Origin of the sequence: Mesorhizobium qingshengii (assembly GCF_900103325.1) — a bacterium.
Lineage (GTDB): Bacteria > Pseudomonadota > Alphaproteobacteria > Rhizobiales > Rhizobiaceae > Mesorhizobium > Mesorhizobium qingshengii.
Window position 1 is genome coordinate 42,529 of the sequence record NZ_FMXM01000013.1, and the last position, 19,165, is coordinate 61,693.

Consider the following 19,165-nt stretch of genomic DNA (forward strand, 5'->3'; position numbering starts at 1 on the left):
CTGCCATTTGCCGCGGCATGGGCTCGTCATCGACATCACGGCCTGCTCCTCAAGGTCGGAAAATTGCCCGACGGCGCAGGGTAGTCCTCTTGCGGCTGCGTCGCGATCGCCGCGATCCGCCGCTCGCAGGCGGCGATTTCGCTCGCGCCGTCGAGAACGCGGAACACCGCATCATAGGAGCGGCCTTCGCCATGCTCCAGCCAGATCATCTCGTCGCGTTCGCGCGCGGCGAGATTGCCCAGCACATGGTGCGTCGAAGGTTCGATGCCCAACGCATACTGCCCCGCCTGGAAATTCTGCCATTGATAGGCGCAAGGCAGTTGGTCCTTGCGCGTCACCACTTCGAAGCCAAGGCCGATGCGATCGTTGACCAGCGCGACCGGCACCTCGCCATTGCCATCGGCCGTCATCTCATGCTGCCAGACCTGTTCGCTGAAACCCAGCTGCGGCGCCGGCACGGTGCGGTAACCGACCTTTTGCGCCCGGTAACACTCGCCATCATGGCCGGCCCAGACAACGTCCCGGATCGGCGCCAGATAGCGCGAACCCTCGTCAAGCAGGGGATGGCTGACATTGACGTGGTAGAAATACATATGCGGCGTGCGGCTGAAGCCGTGATTGACGACACGGTCGAAGAGCCGGATCTCGTTGCCGCCGACATCGGCCTCGATACGGCGGATGAGATGCAGGTCTTCGCCGAACACGGCCGACTGCTGAACGATGCCTTCGGCCCACAGCACGCAGCGGTCGCCGTCCCAGGTCTCGCCATAGCCCGTCAGCCGTGCGGGAATGGTGCCAACGCGGCCATGCAGGGAATGAACCACGGTCTTCCTGCCAGGGTAGTTGTAGCTGTCGGCCGGCACTTCTTCCCGGCCCAGTATGTGGTCGAGGCCGCAGGTGACAAGCAGGCCGGAAAAGGAGCGCGCCCAGGCCAGCCCCCCTTCCCCTTCATAGTCGTGCAGGCCCGGATGACGAAAGCCGCTCGGCGAATGCCAGCCGATCGCCTGGCCCTTGAAATCGCAATCGGCGATGTCGAGCGCACGGTCGGCCAGCGCGGTGAAGCGCAGGCCCGAACCGGTGCGGAACTCCAGCATCCGGATGCCGCGCTCCACCCCGTCGCCGAGTGTCATCAGCCGCACGCCGGCGAATTGCGACAGCATGCCGGAGCGTTCCCGGACCTGCCGGCGCGAAAGCGTCTTGCCGTAGAGCTCTACCATGTGACGGCCGCTTCATTCACTGCACTGTCGTCCCTTCAGCCGGCGCCGCAACCGGCCATCACAGGCCGTTGGCGCGGAACTTCCCGTCGAGGAACTTCTTGGCGCGCGGCACGTCGTCTTCCGAGAGATGCTCGATGATGACCGGGATGTTCGGATGCTTCTCCGAGAGCCGCTTGAGATAAAGGTCGTAGTTCAGCGAGCCGAGGCCAGGCGCCGGCAATTCGATTTCACCAACGCCGCGGAAAGTGTGGCTTTCCAGCGCGTCCTCGTCGCCGATATCGGCGTGCTTCTCGGACTTGTCGCCGCCCGAGCGCTTGACGTCCTTGGCGTGTGCAATCTTGATCTTGTCGGTCAGCGTGTCGAACACCTGGTTGAGGATCTGGTCCATCTTGTCGATGTTGTGCGTCTCGAAATAGTTGGTCGGATCCATCAACAGGCCGAGGCCAGGATGGTCGACCTGCGCGAACATCTTCACCGTCTCCTCGACCGAACCGACGACGTTGTTGACATAGGTCTCGAGCAGGAACACCGCGCCGTGGTCATAGGCGGTCTGGGCGAGGTCGGCGATCACCTTGCGGCATTCCTCGAACCCTTCCTCGGTCTTGTTCTTGGGGTGATGCACCCAGTCGGATTCGGTGTTGTAGGTGCCGGTCTCCGAGATCACGTAAGGCGAGCCGAAATGGCGGGCGTTACGGATGATTTCCTTCAGATAGCCGACGCGCTTGTCGCGCTCGGCCTTGTCGGGATGAATGATGTTGGTGTAGCCCGACACGCAGCAGACCGGCAGGTTGTTGTCACGGAAGACGTCGCGAACCTTCTTCGCCTTTTCCTTGGTGATCTGGCCGGCCGACAGGTCGACATCCTTGAAGTGCAGGTCGAGCTGCACCGTGTTGAAACCGAGCCCGCGGATCTTCTTCGCCGTCTCTTCGAGACCGTACGGGAAATAGCCCGTGAAAATACCTGCCTGCATCATGGTGTGAATTCCTCCCTGTAAGCGATTCAGTTGATTCAGTTTGTCGAGATTTCAGAAAGCCTGACCGTGCGGCCCTCCTCGATCGAGCGGTAACCCGCCTCCACGAGCGCCATGGTCTTGACGTTGTCGGCGACCGACAGCGCCGGCGGCGTGCCGGTCTTCACCGCGTGCTGGAGCTGCTCCATCACGCCAATGAAGGCATGCGGGAACCACATCGTGTCCCAGCTGGGCGTCACCCATTTGCCGTCGGTGGTCTCGGTCGAGGCGTAGGTCAGCGTCGAGGCGGAACCTGTCGGCCAGCCGATCGTGCCCTTGGCGACGCCCTTGGTGCCGTCGACGCGCCAATTGATATGCTGGTCGTCCTTGTAGCCGTCCTGGCGCGGGCCGGACCACACATCCTCCAGCGACACGGCGAGCACGCCGGACGGGAAGCGCAGCGTCGAGACGGTGATGCCGTCGGAATGGTCGAATTTCGTGCGCGGATCCTTGCGCGTCAGCGTCGTGATTTCATCCGGGTCGCCGAACAGGAAACGCAGCACGTCGAGATGGTGCACGCTCATATTGGCGAGCGTCAGCCGGTCGTAATCCTCGAGGAAGGCCTGCCAGTGCGGGATGGCGTGCATGTCGATCTGCGCGAAGACAATGTCGCCAAGCGCACCGCTGTCGATGATCTGCTTCAGCACGCGCATCGACTGGTCGTAGCGCATGTTCTGATTGACGGAGAGGATCTTGCCGGCCTTCGCCGCCTCGTCACGTAGCTTGACCGCTTCCTCGACCGACAGCGCCAATGGCTTCTGCGCCAGGACAGCCTTGATGTGCTTCTGCTTCAGCGCATGGCGGATCAGCGCCGGCTGCTGATCGGGCGGAAAGGCAAGGTCGATGATCTCGACATTGGTGTCCTCGATCAGCCGTTCCGGCGTGTCGTGCACGATCGGGATGCCCCAGCGCGTGGCCACCTTCTGTGCATTCGCCCTGGTGCGCGAGGCAATCGCCACCACCGGGAACCCCGCTTCCTTGTAGGCAGCGAGATGGCACTCGGCCATGATCATGCCGGCGCCGACGCAGCCGATCCTGTATTCCTTTGTGCGGACCGTCACGTCCGGCTCGAAGCCTTTGCCTGCCATCTTATCCTCCCGAAACTCTTTCCTCGCGGCCGCAATCATCGTGCCAGCGCTCCCCCGCTCTGTCCGAAATAATGCACTCTGGCCGGCTCGCAGGATATCGCCACCATTGCATCGGGCCTGATGTCGGGCTGGCCGCGCAACAGCGCCTTCAGCCGTGCCTGCCCGGCTTCGAGGGTCACCACGGTGTAGCCACCGAGCGGCTCGACCTCGAACACCCGCGCCGGGCGGCCTGACACCCCGTCAGCCCTCCTTCCATCCATCCAAGGTCGAACCTTGATATCTTCCGGCCTGAGCCCGATCTCGACGGCATCAGCGGGAGCCGTCTTGTCGGCAATGCGGATCGTGCCTTCGGCGGCCTCGACGCCGCCCTCGCTGCGCGCCGATTTCAATATGTTCATCATCGGCGAGCCAAGCAGCCGCGCCACATAGGTGCTGGCCGGGCGGTCGTAGATCTCGGCCGGAGATCCGATCTGCCTGATCCTGCCATGCTCCAGGATGGCGATGCGGTCGGCGACCGACATCGCCTCTTCCTGGTCATGCGTGACATAGATCAGCGTCTTGCCGAGTTCGCGCTGGATGCGCTTCAACTCGACCCGCGTCTCCTCGCGCAGCCTGGCGTCGAGCGCCGAGATCGGATCGTCCATCAGATACGCATTGGGATCGCGCACCAGCGCACGCGCGATCGCCACGCGCTGCCGCTCGCCGCCCGAAAGCTGCGCCGGCGGCTTGTGCAGGATGTGGCCTATATGCAGCTTCGCCGCGACATCGGCGACCCGCTTGCCGATCGCGGCCTCGGCGACCCCGCGTTCGACCAGGGGGAAGCGCACATTGTCGAGTGCGCTCATATGCGGGAACAGCGCCAGGTTCTGGAACACCATGGCGACGTTGCGCTCGGCCGGCGACACCGTGTTGACCAGCTTGCCGCCGATCAGGATGTCTCCGGTATCCGGCGTCTCCAGCCCGAGCACCAGGCGCAGGATTGTCGACTTGCCCGACAGCGGCGGCCCGAAGAAGCAGAAGAACTCGTTGTCGTTGACCGTGAACGAGGCGTCGTCGACGGCGAGCGTGCCGCCGTAGCGCTTGGTCACATTGCGAAAGACGATGTCAGCCATGGTTTCAGCCCGCTCCGCTGGTTGCGAACGGACTGTCGGCCGGGGCGCTGCCCCTCATCCCCCTGCCGGGACCTTCTCCCCGTATACTGACGGGGAGAAGGGAGATGGCTGCAACGCCGACGCCCCCCTCTCCCCGTTCTTCACGGGGAGAGGGTAAGGGTGAGGGGCAGCGCCCGCCTGGAGACAACTGGGCAAACATCTCAGACCTCCGCCTTGATGGCCAAGCCGGTAGCGGCATCGAAGATACGCACCGACGGCGCGGCGGGCGCGACGACGGCGATGTCGCCGATCGCCAGTCCGACGTCATTGTCGAACACCGTCTTCACAGCAGCCTCGCCCTGGCCGAGATGAACGATGGTGCGTGCACCGATCCGTTCGACGAAGCTGACCTGCATCGCGAGGCCCTGCCCATCTTGCACCAGCGAGGCCTGTTCCGGCCGAAATCCGTAAAGCACGTCGCCGCGCGCGCCACGCAGTGCGGCCGCGAGTTCGCCCGGCAGCGGCGGCGTGACGCCCAGGGGTCCGAGATCGACGACCAGCCCCCGGTCGCTCTCCGCCGGCCTGCCCTTGAGAAGATTCATGCCGGGCGCGCCGATGAAGCGCGCGACGAAGACATTGGCCGGATCGTTGTAGACCTCGAGCGGCGTGCCGACCTGTTGCAGTACGCCATGGTCCATGACCGCGATGCGATCGGCCATGGTCATCGCCTCGAGCTGGTCGTGGGTGACGTAGACCATGGTCTGGCGGAACTGGCGCTGCAACTGTTTCAGCTCGGTGCGCATGACAGCCCGGAAGGCGGCATCGACATTGGAGAGCGGTTCATCGAGCAGGAAGATCGCCGGCTCCATGATCGCCGAACGGCCGATCGCCACGCGCTGCAAGATGTTGACCGACAGCCGGTCGGCCTTGCGGTCGAGCAGCGGCGTCAGCTGAAGCATTTCGGCGATCGCGCCGACGCGGCGGTCGATCTCGGCTTTCGCCGCGCCGCGCATCCTCGGTCCGTAGGCGAGGTTCTGGCGCACCGTCATATGGGTGAAGATGGCATAGTTCTGGAAGACGAAGCCGACGCCGCGCCGACCCATCGGCACGCCGGCCATGTTTCGTTCGCCAAACAGGATCCTGCCGCCGGTCGGCTCCTCCATGCCGGCGATCATGTTCATCGTCGTCGACTTGCCGCAGCCCGAAGGCCCGAGCAGCGCCATGAACTCGCCGTCGGCGATGGCCAGGTCCATCGTCTTCAGCGCGGTGAAGTCGCCGAATTTCTTGACCAGGTTCTGCAGGTGGATCGCGCTCATGCCGGCACCTGCCCTGCCCGCGCCATGCGTTTCATCGCGAACACGGCGACGATGGACAGCACGATCAGTATGGCCAGCGCGATCGCCGCCACATAGCCCCAGATCAGGTCCTGCGTGGTGACCTTGTAGATGTAGACGGAGATGGTCTCGGTGGCGACGCCGGGGCCGCCGCCGGTCATGATGTAAAGCGTGTCGAAGATCTTGAAGTTCTCGATCACCCTGATCGCCAGCGCGATGATGATGATTGTCTTCATCTTCGGCAGCACGATGGTGACGAAGCGTTGCCAGGGATTGGCGCCGAGCAGCGTCGCCGCCTTGATCTGGTCCTCCGGCACGCCGACCAAGCCGGCAAGCAGGATGAGGAACATCAGCGGTGTCCATTGCCAGATGTCGGCGACCATGACGGCGATCAGCGCCAGCGTCGGATCCGACAGCCAGGCGATGGTGACGGGAGAACCGGTGAGCGACGACAGGATGTCGTTCACCGGGCCGCCCGACTGGAACAGCATGAAGAACATGTATCCGGCCACCGCCGGCACCACCATCATCGGCATCAGCAGGATCGAGTAGAATATCCGCTTGCCCGGAAAATCGTCTGCAAACAGCGTCGCCAGCGCCAGGCCAAGCAGGAATTCCGCCGGCACGCAGACGATCATGACGATGGCCGTGCGCTTCAGCGCGCTCCAGAAGCGCGCATCGGCGGCAAGGTCGGTGTAGTTGGCAAAACTGTTCCACAGCGACCAGGCGTTCCACCAGCCGAGGCCCGACAGCGGCGACCAGTCGGTGACGCTGATGTAGAGCTGCATCAACAGCGGGAAGGCCGAGATGAACAGGACGAGGACCTGCGCCGGCAGCGTCAGGCGAAAGCCGAGCCTTGCCCCCTCGTCGCGCGATGCAGGTCTTGCCCGGACGGTTCCCATCGCCTCCTCCGAAGTCGTCGCGGTCACCACGCTCATTGCTTGAGCGCCCCGAAGGTCAGCCCGCGCACCAGATGGCGCTGGATGGCGATGCCCATGATGACAGGCGGCACGGCGGCGATCAGGCCGAGCGCTGCCTTGGCGCCGTAGAGCTGTCCGGTCATCGAGGACGACAGCGAGGCCATGTAGACGGGGATCGTCACCCATTCGCGCGTCGTCAACAGCAGCGCGATCAGATAGTCCGACCAGTTGAGGATGAAGACGAAGAGCGCGGCGCTGGCCAGCGGCGCCCGCATCATCGGCAGTGTGATGCGGGTGAAGACGCGCAGCCGCGAACAGCCCTCGACCAGGGCCGCCTCCTCGATCTCGCGCGGCATGTCGTCGAAGAAGGTCTTCATCAGCCAGAAGGCGAAAGGCAGGGTGACGATACCGTAGATGAGCGACAGCCCCCACCAACTGTCGGTGAAATTGAGGAACGACCACATGATCATCACCGGGATCATGACCGCCATCGGCGGAAACAGCCTGAGCTGGATCAGCGCCAGCGGCAGGTTCTGGCCGGAGCCGAAGCGCGACAGCCCGTAAGCCGCGGCCGTTCCCGCCGACATCGCGATCACCGTGCCGAATACCGCCGACAGCAGCGATGAGAGGATCGGCTTCAGCGCGGTACGGTCGAGCGCGACGATCAGGCTGTTGGTGGACTCACCGAAGACGAAGCGGAAATTGCTGAGCGTCGGGTTCTTCGGCCACCATGTCAGGTCGGCACCCGTCGCCGACCATTCCGCGATCGGCTTGAAGGCCATCGACACCATCCACAGGATCGGCACCAGCGTCACCGCCATCGCCGCGAGGATCGCGGCGTAGCGGAATATCTCGAAGGGGACGGAACGCTTCATCTGGCTGCTTTTGCTGGTGGCGTCGGTTGCGGAGGGGAAGAGCAGGTGCTCCTCCCCTCCGGCTCTGATCCAGGGAGACGGATCAGCTGATCGGATCGAGAACGGTCGGCCAGGCCTCCTTGTTGGTCTTGATGGCTTCGAGCAGCTTGTCCTCGCCAATGCGCCGGGCGATCTTCTTCCACTCGGTCTCGGTGTCGGCCATGGCCTGCGCTGATGTCTTGGCCTTGGTCAGCGAGGCCATGAGGTTTTCGTCGAGCGCATTGTGGAAGGCGGTGGCGCCCGGATAGTTGATGGTCGGCACCGTGCGGGCGACCGTCTCGCGCACAATGTCCATGTGGTAGGCATGGTAGGTCTGGCGCACCAGCGGGTCGGAGAAATCCGAGAGCCGGAATGGATCCAGATAACCGCCGGGGTTGGCGCTCATCCAGGCGTAGATGCGGGCGGAGCCCAGCCATTGCAGCAGGAGATAGGCGACCTCCTGGTTTTTCGACTGCGACGAGACCATGCCGGTCAGCGAGAACCACAGCACGGAACGGCTGATCAGCTTGCCGTCGATCTCGCGGCCGGGCGGCAGCATCGAGCCGATCTTGCCGGTGACGGCTGAATCCTTGTTGCCGGCATTGTCGAGGAACTTCGGCAGGTTGGAGAAGGCGCAGGTCATCGCCGCCCCGCCCTTGGCGAAATTGCCATACTGCTCCGGCCAGCCCCACGAGATCGCGTCCGGCGAATGGTGCGCGAGCGACGCGACATATTCGTCGGTCGCGGCGATGCCGTGCTCGGAATTGATCAGCGGCTTGCCGTCGTCGCCGAACAGGAACTGGTTGGGCGAAGCCATGGAAACGTAGCGCTGATACCAGTTGGTGTAGCCCCAGCCCTGGTTGCGCAGGTCGGTGGAGCCGAACAGGCCCTTGTCCGGGCGCTGGAAGAAGGCGGCGATGTCGCCGTGCTGCTTCCAGGTTTTCGGCGGCGCCAGGTCGTAGCCGTGCTTGTCCTTGAAGCCCTTCTTCTCGGCTTCGTCGCCGAACAGGTCGGTGCGGTAGACCCAGGTCTGGAAGTCGCCATCCAGCGACACGCCATAGTTCGAGCCGCGATACTTGTTGAGCAGCGACACGCCCTTGGCGCCGTCGACATAGCCGGTCTTGGGATCGTCCCACTCCGGCTTGTATTGCGCGACAAAGTCGTCGAGCTTGGCGATGCCGCCGGTCTCGGCGAGGTCGCCGAGGCGGTTCCATTCGGTCGAGTAGATGTCGTAGGCCCCACCCTTGGTGGAGATGTCCTGCATCGTCTTGGTGAATTCCTGGCCGTTCGGCAGGCCGACGATTTCGATCGGAATGCCGGTCTCCTTTTCCCACAGATCCTTGATCGACGGCGCGCCGGCCGGAAAAGGCTGCGTCAGCTGGCCGATCGAACCATCCGAGAGACCGAGCACGATCTTGGCTGGTGCCTTGCCGGCGCCCTTCAACGCCTTGGCGGCCTCGATGGCGCGGCCTTCCGGTGTGTCGGCGCCATACTGGTAGCGCTCGGCTCCGTCGAAGCCCGTCGGGCCGCCGATCATGCCTGGCGCCAGCGCGTCCGCCGCGTAGGCGCGGCTGGGACGAATGAATTTCGGTGCAATGCCTGCGGCAGCCATGATGACGGCCGCCTTTCCTCCGGACGCCAACAAGCGGCGCCGCGACATGCGGATCAAATTGGACATTGGAACTCCTCCCTCAGGGCCACGTTTCCTCCACGACCCTATGAGGGATATTGACGGCAGCACGGTAAGGCTGTCAACATCATAAATAATCAAAACACCTCACAATATTGCAAGAAGGCGAGGAAATGCATCGTACCGGGGTCCACACACCACTCCTGATGCCTCGATTTGATGGGAAACTCCCCTTCCAAACCCCGCTCATTCCTGTCGGACGAATTGATTTAGCCCGGCAGCTTGCACATCGGCCAAGGCCGGATACATCATTTCCCATCAGAATCGCGGATGGCACGAAAGCCGTCGCCAGACGACCTGACACATGCAGGAGATGAAAGACGGTGCGGTCCACCCTGACTGACATAGCCCGGGAAGCTGGTGTCTCGCCCGCCACGGTCGACCGTGTGCTCAACAACCGCCCCGGCGTGCGGGCGCGCACGCGTGAAATCGTGCTCGAAATGGCGCAGCGGCTTGGCTACATCGCCGAGGGCCCGAACGGGGGAGCGCCACGGCCCTTGCCAGGCGACATCATCCGGCTCGATTTCGCGCTGCCCGCCGGAACCAATTCCTTCATCAAGATGCTGCACCGCCAGATCGAGGCGCAGGCCCTAGCGCGCCCCGACCTCGATGTGCACATCGCCACCATAGAGGGCTTCAATCCCGATCGGCTCGCCCGTTTGCTGCAGGACCTGCGCGGACAGACGCAAGGCGTCGGCGTCATCGCGCTCGATCATCCAACGGTGCGCGAGGCGATCCGCTCATTGTCGGCCAACGATATCAAGGTGGTGACCATCGCCTCCGACATCCTGCATGTGCCGAGGGTCGCCTATATCGGCATCGACAACCGCGCCGCCGGCCGCCTCGCCGGCTATCTGCTCAACCGCTTCATGGGATCAGGGCGTCCGGGCAAGGTGGCGCTGTTCGCCGGCTCGCTTTCCTATCGCGGCCACGAAGAACGCGAGATGGGGTTCCGCCATATCCTGACCGAGGAATCGCCCAATCTGCAGATCGTCGAGATGCGCGAAATGCTCGACGACCGCGAGAAGGCCTATTCGGAGGCGTCCGCCCTTCTGGAACGTCACCCGGATCTTGCCGCGATCTACAATGTCGGCGCCGGCAACACCGGCATCGCCCGCGCGCTCAAGGAGCGCGGCCGCGCCCAGTCCATGGTTTTCCTCGGCCATGAGGTGACTGAAGGCACCAAGGACCTTCTGCTCGACGGCACGCTCGACGCGGTCATCGACCAGAATCCGCGCGTCGAGGCGCGCGAGGCACTCAACACCTTGACCCATGCGGTCAGGGGGCTGCCCTATGAATTGCACCAGCCAAGGCTGCAGGTGATCTTCAAGGAGAACATTCCGGAGATTTGAGCGGCACGTTTTCCGTTTGAACCCTGACGATCGCCCGGCCATCCGCCTCAATAGTGATGGCAATCCTGTTGCCGGAAACAATTCCGGCAATATCGCACACCACCAGCGGCATGCGGATGTCGTAGAGGAACTCGGCGACGATGGCGCCCACAGCCAGGATCGGGTCCGGCCGTTCCATCAGGATGCCTGCCGGCGCGGTGCCCCTGCGGATCGCCTCGGCCAGAACCGAGGATGAGGACGACGAACCGCGCCCACTCGGCATGACCAGGATGCTGCCGGCGACATTCTGGCCAAGGCCTGGATGCGAATGATCGATGACGTCGCCGGTCTCCGCATCAATGCCGCCCCAGAAGCTGAGCGCCTGCGAAAACACCAGCGCCTGCCCTGCGGCTTCGCCGGCCAGTTGGAAAGTGCCGGTCCGTTCGACGGACTTTGTTTGCACCGGCTGCATCATGAGGCGCTCCGCACGACATGCCCGACTGCCGCGGAGCGGATGCAATCCTTCATCTCGGCGAAGGCGACGGACACGCCGATATTGCCTGGTGCGTAGTGCGCCCATTTGCCTGAATTGGTCATCACCACCCCGTCGAGACGCTCGAGGATCGAGGTGACATAGGTGCAGGTGTCGGCGACGGGGATGAGGCCGAATGCTTCCATGCCGACCAGTGCGCCCTCCTCCTGCAGCCGCGTCAGCGTCGCGCGCCCGGTGTTGATATAGATCGGGATGCCCCTGCCCGGCGCCACCGCGCGCAGCATCGGCAACAGGCGCATCCATTCCTCATGCGAGAAATGCGGCGTGCCGAGCGACACGGCCGCCAACGGCGCGCCATCCGGCACGGTCGACAGCCTGGACAGCGCATGGTTGATGTCGGCGCGGGTGATGCGGATCGTTTCCTCCGGAGCGTGGCCATCAAACGCTTCATCGAGCGTTCTCGCCTCGGGCGTGATGCCGACCGCATGGAACAGCGCCACCGCGCCGGTCGTTGCCGCCGCCGCTCCCAGCGCCTTCAACTGGTCCTCGTCGCGCGGCAGAGGCAGGCCTGAGATCACCGGAATGCGGTCGCCACTGGCTTGCCCAATGATCAGCCCGACGCCGACGAACAGGCTGTCGCTCGGTTCCGGGTCGGGAACGGCCAGCTCGAACAGGATCCGCCCACGCCGGTTTTCGCTCAGATGCAGCCCCCAGGCCGGCGCCCGCCCGGTCATGGCGCAGCACAGATCGATGAAATCGCCATAGCGGTTGGTGCGCGCGCCGATCACGGAATTGGCAAAGACGATGGCGTTGGATTCACCCCAGGCGATCTGCTCGCCAAATGCTGGCCGAAACCGCGTCTGGTAAGGCGCGCAGGTGAAGGTCGCCTGGCAGCCGAGCTCCATATGCGCCGTCATCAGCCGCCGCGCCGGCGCCTCTTCCGCCGCCGGCATCTTCACCATGCCGGGATGGATGAGGTCGAACGAGCCGACATTGAGCGTCGTCGGCACCTGGACACGACCGCCGCCCTCGACCAGCCGTTCGACGAAATCAAGCCCCGCCTTGCCATGGTAGAGGCAACCATCGATGTGGGAGCCGGAAATATCGAGCAGGCTGCCTGCCCCAACCGCATTGGAAAACGCGACCAGGATCTTCATCGCGGCGGCAGCCGACGAGCCTTGCTCGCCGTCGAGCATGGATCGGTCGCGCGCACTCAGTTCCAAGATCATCGGTATGCTCCGGCTTGTGCCCGGTTATGCTGTCCCTGATTGCGAACAGTCTGGCAAGAGCCGGCGTGAGCATCAGCCCGCCGCGATCAGCACGGTACTCTCCGGCGACCAGCGCAGCACCACGTCCTGCCCCTCCGCCAGCCTGTCAGCGCCGGTATTCTGCACGATCACCTTCAGCGTCTGGCCGGCACGCTCGACAAAATAGGTGCTGTTGTTGCCGGCGAAGATGCGCTTCGACACTTGCCCCTTCAGCATGTTGGCGTTGGCCGTATCCGGAGCCCCGGCATCGGTGGCGATGCGGATGCGTTCGGGGCGCACGGCACAGCTCGCTTTGGCGCCGGCGGCAAGCTTGGCACCCGCTCCAGCGGCAATCGCGGTGCCGTCCGGCAGGCGAATGCCGTTGCCCGTCGTGTCGCCGCGAAAGATGTTGGCGTCGCCAAGGAAGGTGGCGGCGAATTCGCTCTTTGGCCGGTCGTAGATCTCCTCCGGCGGCCCTTCCTGCACCAACCTACCATCGCGCAGGATGCCGATGCGGTCGCTCATCGTCAGCGCCTCTTCCTGGTCGTGGGTGACGAAGATGGTGGTGATGCCGATCTCGCGCTGGATGCGTTTCAATTCGATCTGCATGTCGACGCGCAGCGCCTTGTCGAGCGCGCCGAGCGGCTCGTCGAGCAACAGCACGCGGGGCTTGGTGACGATGGCGCGGGCCAAGGCAACACGCTGGCGCTGGCCGCCGGAGAGTTGGTGCGGACGCCGGCCGCCGAGCTTGCCCAATTGCACGAGGTCGAGCGCGCGCTGCACCTCCGTCGCAATCACCGCCTTGGCCTCGCCGCGCACCGACAGACCGAAGGCGACATTATCGGCGACGCTCATATTGGGAAACAGTGCATAATTCTGGAACACCATGCCGATGCGCCGCTTTTCGACCGGCACCCGCTCGACACTCTCGCCGCCGATGGAAATACGACCGGAGTCGGGAAAATCGAAACCGGCGATCTGGCGCAGCAGCGTGGTCTTGCCGCTGCCCGACGGCCCGAGCAGCGCATAGAAGCCGCCATCGGCGAAATCGATGGAGACGTCGTCCAGCGCCTTGTGCGCGCCAAAGCTGCGGGAGACATTCGATACCTGCACGCCGGCCATTATTTCTCTCCGCCGAATTTGAAGAAGCGCGCCGTGAGCAGCATCAGCGCCATCGACACGACGATGATGATCGTCGAGACCGCATTGATCTCGGGCGTGAAGCCCTTGCGGATCGCGGCGTAGATTTCGACCGGCAGCGTCGTCTGGCCCGGCGTCGCCAGGAAATAGGAGACGACGAACTGGTCGAACGACACGGCAAACGCAAACAGCCCGCCGGCGATGACGCCGGGCATGATCCACGGCAGCGTGACGCGGTTCGTCACCTGCCACTGGTTGGCGCCGAGCGAGCGCGCCGCCTCTTCAAGCTCCGGCGCGAAGGTCTGCAGCCGGGCCGAAACGACGACGATGACATAGGGCAGCGCCAGCGCGACATGGCCGAGCAGGATGGCAAACAGCCCGCGCCCGATGCCGACGCCGAAGAAGAAGATCAGCATCGCCGTGCCGGTGATCAGCCACGGAATGGCGATCGGCGGAAACAGCAGCGCCTGCAGGAATTTCTTGCCACGGAATTCATGGCGGTAGAGCGCCAGCGACGCCGCAGATCCCAACACCACGCAGATGATGGTGGTGATGACGGCGATCTCGATGCTGTTCCAGGTCGCCAAGATCAGCTGGTCGTTCTGCCACAGCGAGGCGTACCACTCCGTCGTCCATTCGAACGGCAGCTGGTAGAAAGGCGAGACGTTGAACGACATCAGCGCCATGATGATGATCGGCAGATAGAGGAAGGCAAGCAACAGCCAGATGTAGAGGCGGCCAAGCCATTCCAGGATGCGTGTCGTCATCATCAGGCAGCCCTCCGCAGCACCGGCGCCGCCAGCGCCAGGATGACCAGCACGACGGCCAGCAGGATGAAGGAAAGGGCAGCACCGAGCGGCCAGTTGAACACCGCGACAAACTGGTCCTCGATGACCGTGCCGTAGAAGGTGCCGGTGCGCCCGCCAAGGATGCGCGGTTCCATGAACGAGCCGACGACCGGCACGAAGATGAGCGCCGCGCCCGCCACCAGCCCCGGCATCGACAGCGGGATGATCACCCGCTTCAGCACCTGCAGCCGCGAGGCGCCGAGCGAGCGCCCTGCCTCGATCAGCGAGTCGTCGATCGCCTGCAGAGTGAGATAACAGGTCAGCACCATATAGGGCACGTAGGAGTGCACCAGCCCGATGATGACGGCCGGATAGGAATACATGAGGTCGATGTTGATCTTGAACGGCAGCACCGCGTTAAGCGCCGTGTCGAGAATACCGCCTTCGCGTAGCACCATCGCCCAGGAGAAGATGCGCACCAGCCCGTTCGACCAGAACGGCAGGATGACGAGCAGGAAGATCGCCTCGCGGCTACGGCCCTTCAGGACCTTGGCGAGCACGTAAGCGGCGGGATAGCCGATGAGGATGCACCACAAAGTCACTTCGAGGCCAAGCCGCAGCGAGGCCAAGAGCAGCGTCAGATAGAGGCCCTGCGAGAAGAAGGCGGCGTAGTTGCCGAGCGTGAAGGCCCACGGCTTTCCCGACAGCGGCAGCTCGGTCATGAAGGAGAAGAACACCATGGCCGACAATGGCAGGAAGATTGCCACCGTCAGCCAGAGATAGGCTGGCGCAAGCAGCGGCAGTGCCGATCTCAGCCCGCCGCGCGACGCGATCGCACCCTGCGCTGCCATGATACCCTCCTCCCCAGGACTGGAAGAACCAGCCGGCGCGAACCGCCGGCTGGCCCGGACGTCGGCTTTACTTCACGTCGACCTTGAGCTGCTGCCACAGCGCCAGATAGGCCTCGCGCTGCGCGTCGGTTATCGGCGCCTGGAACTGGATGCGCTTGGCCACCTCTGGATCACCCATCACCTTGCGGTTGAAGGCATCCTCGGGCAGTGCTTCCACCGCCTTGGTGTTGGCCGACACCGGAGCACCGACCTTGGTGACCCATTCGACATAGAATTTCGGGTCGATCATGTAGTTGATGAAAGCCTCGGCGCCGGCGACATTCTTGGAGCCTGCCGGAATGGAAAAAGCGTCGAGCCAGGCGACGGCGCCTTCCTGTGGGATGACCAGCGAGACCGGCAGCTTGAAGTGGGTCTTGGCGCGGTCGGCGGAGCCGCTCCAGTAGGTGCCGATGTCGATCTGGTTGGAGGCGACCATCTGGTTCCAGTCGTTCTCCGAGCTCCAGAAGGTCTTGATCTGCGGCATCAGCGAGGTGAGCTTCGTCTTGACCGCGTCCATATCCTTGATGTCGTTGATGTTCTGGCCGGTGGCGATAGCACCGAACTGGACCGCCTCGACGGCGTCGTCGCGGATGACCACGCGGCCCTTGTGGGCTGGATCCCACATTTCGGCGATGCTGGTCGGCGGCTTGTCGAAGGACTTTTCGTTGATGGCAAGTGCGGTCAGGCCCCAGACCCACGGCACGCCATAGACCTTGCCGTCATGGTCGAGCATCGGCGATCCCGCCTTGTCCTTGCTGATGTCGGCGTAGTTCGGCAGCTTGGAGGTATCGATCGGCTGGATCAATTTCTCGGCCATCGCCTGGTCGTTGAAGGCCGCGTTGATCATGACGACGTCATAGAGGCCGGGATTGGTCCGGATCTTGGTCAGCATTTCCTGTTCGGAATTGAAGAAGTCGTTGACGACCTTGTGACCCGTCGCCTTCTCGAAGGCGGCGATGGCCCATGGTTCGTCGGCACCGTAGCCCTTCCAGTTGAGCACATGCACTTCGTCGGCCTTGGCTGCGAAGGCGAGTGCTGAGGTGAAGACGGCGGTCGCCGTCAACAGGGCAGTCAAATCAGGCATGCGCATGTTCGTTCCTCTCTTTGGTTTGCCCGCTTCCCGGGCTTGTCAGGCTGTCTGATGGGCCTTCTGGTTCTGGCTTGCTCAGCCGGTCGACGGACCGTCGGCATGGCTCAGGAATGTCTGGATCTCGTGGTCGGTCGGCGCCGATGACCCGCCGTGGCGGGTGACCGAAATAGCCGCCGCCGCATTGGCGTAGCGCGCCGCCTCGAACGGCGGCACGCCACGCGCCAACGCACTGACGAAGGCGCCGATATGGGTGTCGCCGGCGCCGTTGGTGTCGACGGCTTCAACCTCGAAACCGGCAAAGGTTTGCGCGGTGCCGTCGGCCAGCCGCACATGGCAGCCCTTCGCACCGGCGCGGATGATGACGCCCGCTGCCTTCGGACAGTGGTCGGCCAGCAGCCGTGCGGCGACGGCCTCGACATCGCCCGGACCGGCGATCTCGGCCGCCTCCGCCGTGTTGCAGCTCAGCCATGTCGTTCGGGCGAGCACCCGCGACAGGATCGGGCGTGGAATGTCCGATACGATCGGCGTCGGGTCAAAGACGAAAGGGATTTCGGACGGCAGCGCCTCGATCCAGTCGGTCAGCGCGTCGCGGCTCTTGGGATAGCTCAGCGTGTAGCCGGAGGTGAACACCCAGTCTCCCGGCGCGACCGATACAGGCGCCATCATGGCGAGGCTGAGAATGCTTTCCGCGCCGGGCCACGAGACGAAGGTGCGCTCGGCGTCACTCGAGATCATGGCGACGCAATTACCGCTGTCCATGACGGGCGATGGCGGCGTCAGCGTCTCGATGCCTTCGGCGGCGAAGGCGGCACGCAGGAAATCTCCGTTCGGCCCTCTGCCGAGCTGGCCGCCGAACACCACTTTCATGTCGGTGCGGGCCGCCGCGACCATCATGTTGAAGCCGCCACCGGCGACCTGGGCGAAGCTCGATGCGGTCTTTTCCATGCCGGGCGCCGGCAAGGCATCGATGCGGTAGACATAATCCACCACCGCGCTGCCGATATGGACGAGACGCCCGCTCATGCCGCCGCGTCCTTGCCGGACCCGGCCTTCGCCACCCTTGCCGCCACGAGGTCGGCGGCGAGCGCGCGAACCTCAGCCATGTCGATGCCCTTTAGCCGCGCGATATGCTGCTGCGGCAGCCGGGAAAAGCCCGCGCAGGCGCCCGCCATGCCGGCCGCGATGGCGCCGATCGTGTCGGTGTCGCCGCCGAGATTGGCGCTGATGACCGCCGCTTGCCATGGGTCGCCGCCGGCGACTTCCAGCACGGCGAAGGCAGCCGGAACGGATTCCTGGCTGGCGACGCCGGTGCCGACCAGGTCAGTGATCAGCCGGATCGCATCCCTCGTCGCCTTGCCGCGCACGATATCCTGCGCCCAGACGATACGCGCGGCGATGTCACCACCGGTGACCCAGTGACCGAGCGTCGCCCCTCGCCTCGCCGCCGCGACGGCGCTGTCGGATGCGGCGCGCCAATCACCGCCGGCAACACCGCGGCTGACGGCGGCCGCGACGGCGGCGGCCGACGCAATCGCGATCGAGGTGTTGTGTGTCGCCCGGCAGGTCTCCGCCACCTTGGCGACGAATGCATCGAGCGGCTCCAGCAGCGTCATGATGCCGACCGGCGCGATGCGCATCGCCGCGCCATTGGTGTCGCCGCTGCGCCCCGCTTCCTCGGCCGGCACGCCATTGTTGATGGCGTCGATGGCGCGCTTGGTCGAAGGACCCAGCAGATCGTAGCTGCCGCGCGCCTTCACCTCACGCTCCCAGTCGAGCAGCGCGTTGACCCAGCGCGTGTGGTCGAAACGGTCGCCGGATTCGATAAGGATGCGGCCGAGCAGCAGCGCCTGTTCGGTGTCGTCGGTGATGGTGCCGGCCAGTAGCCCCTTCGACACCGGATGATCGGCGAAGGGTGCGACGAAATCCTCGACATGGCCGTAGAGTTCGGCAATCCGGGCTGGCGACAAAAGCTGCGTCGGCATGCCGAGCGCGTCTCCCAGCGCTCCGCCGACAAGCGCGCCCATGGCGCGATCAAGCGCGAGATTGTCCGGCATCGCTCAGAACCTCATATGCAGCGCGAAATGCGCGGGATTGAGCAGGCTGGTGACATATTCGATCGGCCGGTCGTCGGCGGCACGCGTCAGCCGGCGGCCGCGCAGGAACGGCGTGCCTTGCGGGCAGCCGAGGATGGCCGCGTCCTCGGCGTTGAGCATTTCGATGCCGACCCATTCCTCGCCATGGTCGGGAATGAGCCCGGCACCGCGCAGCGTCTGGTGCAGCGAGCCTTCGCGCAGGCCGCGCAACGGCACGTCTTCCAGTTCGGGTGACAGTGGCAGGCGGCTGCGCTCGATGGAGATCGCGTGGCCATCGCTGGCATTGGTGCGCACCCGGTCGACGGCGATGAAGAAAGGGCTTTCGATGCCAAGCAGGGATGCCAGATCAGCGTCCTCGATGACCTCCAGTCGCAGCGTGCGCGTCTCGGCATTGGCGCCCGCATTGGCCAGCGCCCGCGACCAGCCGACCGCGTCATCGACTGGCTTGCCGTCGAAGGTGACGAAGGAGCCGATGCCGACCTTGGTGGTGATCAGCCCACGGCTCGACAGTTCCTCGAGGCCTTTGCGCACGGTGTTGCGGCTGACGGAAAAGCGCTGGACGAGCTCGTTCTCGCTTTGCAGGCGGTCGCCGAAACCGAGAACACCGGAGCGGATTTCATGCTCCAGAACGGTGGCGATCTGCTCGGGCTTGCCCGTGCCGGGAGACAGTTGAACCGCACGCCGTTTCATATGGGTACCTGTTCAGTGAACCTGTATAGTCCTGTTCAATATAGCGACATGGATCTCGTGTCAACGGGATGCCGAGGGCAGGCCAAACGAGCAGCGAACATTGCGGAAATGCGGGCAAAGTGGGTTATGCGGCGAGACGGCACGACCCCGAAAGCCCCACC

Annotated in this window: 18 protein-coding genes; 1 reads left to right on the plus strand and 17 read right to left on the minus strand. The window is 64.3% G+C overall.

The genetic code is table 11. The features are described 5' to 3' along the window. Positions 1-35 precede the first annotated feature (35 nt). From BLS48_RS20385 to BLS48_RS20420, 8 genes are all read right to left on the minus strand, one after another. The gene (locus BLS48_RS20385) at positions 36-1,217 is read right to left on the minus strand and encodes an aldose 1-epimerase family protein (RefSeq protein ID WP_091581218.1); all 1,182 of its coding nucleotides are present in this window, start codon (positions 1,215-1,217) and stop codon (positions 36-38) included. A 58-nt stretch (positions 1,218-1,275) separates the two neighbouring features. Further along, on the minus strand, positions 1,276-2,190 hold the full coding sequence (locus BLS48_RS20390) for a sugar phosphate isomerase/epimerase family protein (RefSeq protein ID WP_091581220.1): 915 nt from the start codon (positions 2,188-2,190) through the stop codon (positions 1,276-1,278). Positions 2,191-2,225: 35 nt separating this feature from the next. Then, the gene (locus BLS48_RS20395; protein WP_091581222.1) at positions 2,226-3,314 is read right to left on the minus strand and encodes a Gfo/Idh/MocA family protein; all 1,089 of its coding nucleotides are present in this window, start codon (positions 3,312-3,314) and stop codon (positions 2,226-2,228) included. 35 nt (positions 3,315-3,349) lie between these two features. Continuing rightward, on the minus strand, positions 3,350-4,426 hold the full coding sequence (locus tag BLS48_RS20400) for an ABC transporter ATP-binding protein (RefSeq protein ID WP_091581225.1): 1,077 nt from the start codon (positions 4,424-4,426) through the stop codon (positions 3,350-3,352). Between the two features lie 200 nt (positions 4,427-4,626). Continuing rightward, complete coding sequence (locus BLS48_RS20405) at positions 4,627-5,721, minus strand: ABC transporter ATP-binding protein (protein ID WP_091581227.1); 1,095 nt, start codon at positions 5,719-5,721, stop codon at positions 4,627-4,629. Continuing rightward, positions 5,718-6,677 carry a carbohydrate ABC transporter permease gene (locus tag BLS48_RS20410; RefSeq protein ID WP_091581230.1) on the minus strand — a complete coding sequence of 320 codons (960 nt, stop codon included), beginning with the start codon at positions 6,675-6,677 and terminating at the stop codon, positions 5,718-5,720. Before BLS48_RS20410 ends, BLS48_RS20405 begins: the two co-directional genes overlap by 4 nt. Next, positions 6,674-7,534: a carbohydrate ABC transporter permease gene (locus tag BLS48_RS20415; RefSeq protein ID WP_091581233.1), complete on the minus strand. Its 861-nt coding sequence runs from the start codon at positions 7,532-7,534 to the stop codon at positions 6,674-6,676. Before BLS48_RS20415 ends, BLS48_RS20410 begins: the two co-directional genes overlap by 4 nt. 82 nt (positions 7,535-7,616) lie before the next feature. Next, entirely contained in the window at positions 7,617-9,230 is a 1,614-nt protein-coding gene (locus BLS48_RS20420) for an ABC transporter substrate-binding protein (RefSeq protein WP_091581236.1), read from the minus strand. A 335-nt stretch (positions 9,231-9,565) separates the two neighbouring features. Here BLS48_RS20420 and BLS48_RS20425 point away from each other — a divergent pair, with 335 nt between their 5' ends. Continuing rightward, entirely contained in the window at positions 9,566-10,594 is a 1,029-nt protein-coding gene (locus tag BLS48_RS20425) for a LacI family DNA-binding transcriptional regulator (RefSeq protein ID WP_091581238.1), read from the plus strand. Here BLS48_RS20425 and BLS48_RS20430 read toward each other — a convergent pair. From BLS48_RS20430 to BLS48_RS20470, 9 genes are all read right to left on the minus strand, one after another. Continuing rightward, on the minus strand, positions 10,569-11,048 hold the full coding sequence (locus BLS48_RS20430) for an aconitase X swivel domain-containing protein (RefSeq protein WP_091581241.1): 480 nt from the start codon (positions 11,046-11,048) through the stop codon (positions 10,569-10,571). The two genes, BLS48_RS20425 and BLS48_RS20430, sit on opposite strands and share 26 nt — an antisense overlap. Further along, positions 11,045-12,295 (minus strand): aconitase X, encoded by a 1,251-nt coding sequence (locus tag BLS48_RS20435; protein WP_091581244.1) that lies wholly within the window; start codon positions 12,293-12,295, stop codon positions 11,045-11,047. The genes BLS48_RS20430 and BLS48_RS20435 overlap by 4 nt, the downstream gene beginning before the upstream one ends. Before the next feature lie 72 nt (positions 12,296-12,367). Further along, positions 12,368-13,435, minus strand: a complete 1,068-nt coding sequence (locus BLS48_RS20440) for an ABC transporter ATP-binding protein (RefSeq protein ID WP_091581246.1) — start codon at positions 13,433-13,435, stop codon at positions 12,368-12,370. Then, entirely contained in the window at positions 13,435-14,223 is a 789-nt protein-coding gene (locus BLS48_RS20445; RefSeq protein WP_091581249.1) for an ABC transporter permease, read from the minus strand. Before BLS48_RS20445 ends, BLS48_RS20440 begins: the two co-directional genes overlap by 1 nt. Beyond that, entirely contained in the window at positions 14,223-15,092 is an 870-nt protein-coding gene (locus BLS48_RS20450; RefSeq protein ID WP_091581252.1) for an ABC transporter permease, read from the minus strand. Before BLS48_RS20450 ends, BLS48_RS20445 begins: the two co-directional genes overlap by 1 nt. Before the next feature lie 67 nt (positions 15,093-15,159). Next, on the minus strand, positions 15,160-16,221 hold the full coding sequence (locus BLS48_RS20455; RefSeq protein ID WP_091581254.1) for an ABC transporter substrate-binding protein: 1,062 nt from the start codon (positions 16,219-16,221) through the stop codon (positions 15,160-15,162). 75 nt (positions 16,222-16,296) lie between these two features. Further along, positions 16,297-17,244: a PfkB family carbohydrate kinase gene (locus BLS48_RS20460; protein ID WP_091581257.1), complete on the minus strand. Its 948-nt coding sequence runs from the start codon at positions 17,242-17,244 to the stop codon at positions 16,297-16,299. Beyond that, on the minus strand, positions 17,241-18,275 hold the full coding sequence (locus BLS48_RS20465) for an ADP-ribosylglycohydrolase family protein (protein ID WP_091581259.1): 1,035 nt from the start codon (positions 18,273-18,275) through the stop codon (positions 17,241-17,243). Before BLS48_RS20465 ends, BLS48_RS20460 begins: the two co-directional genes overlap by 4 nt. A 3-nt stretch (positions 18,276-18,278) precedes the next feature. Next, positions 18,279-19,004 carry a GntR family transcriptional regulator gene (locus BLS48_RS20470; RefSeq protein WP_091581262.1) on the minus strand — a complete coding sequence of 242 codons (726 nt, stop codon included), beginning with the start codon at positions 19,002-19,004 and terminating at the stop codon, positions 18,279-18,281. Between the last annotated feature and the right edge of the window lie 161 nt (positions 19,005-19,165).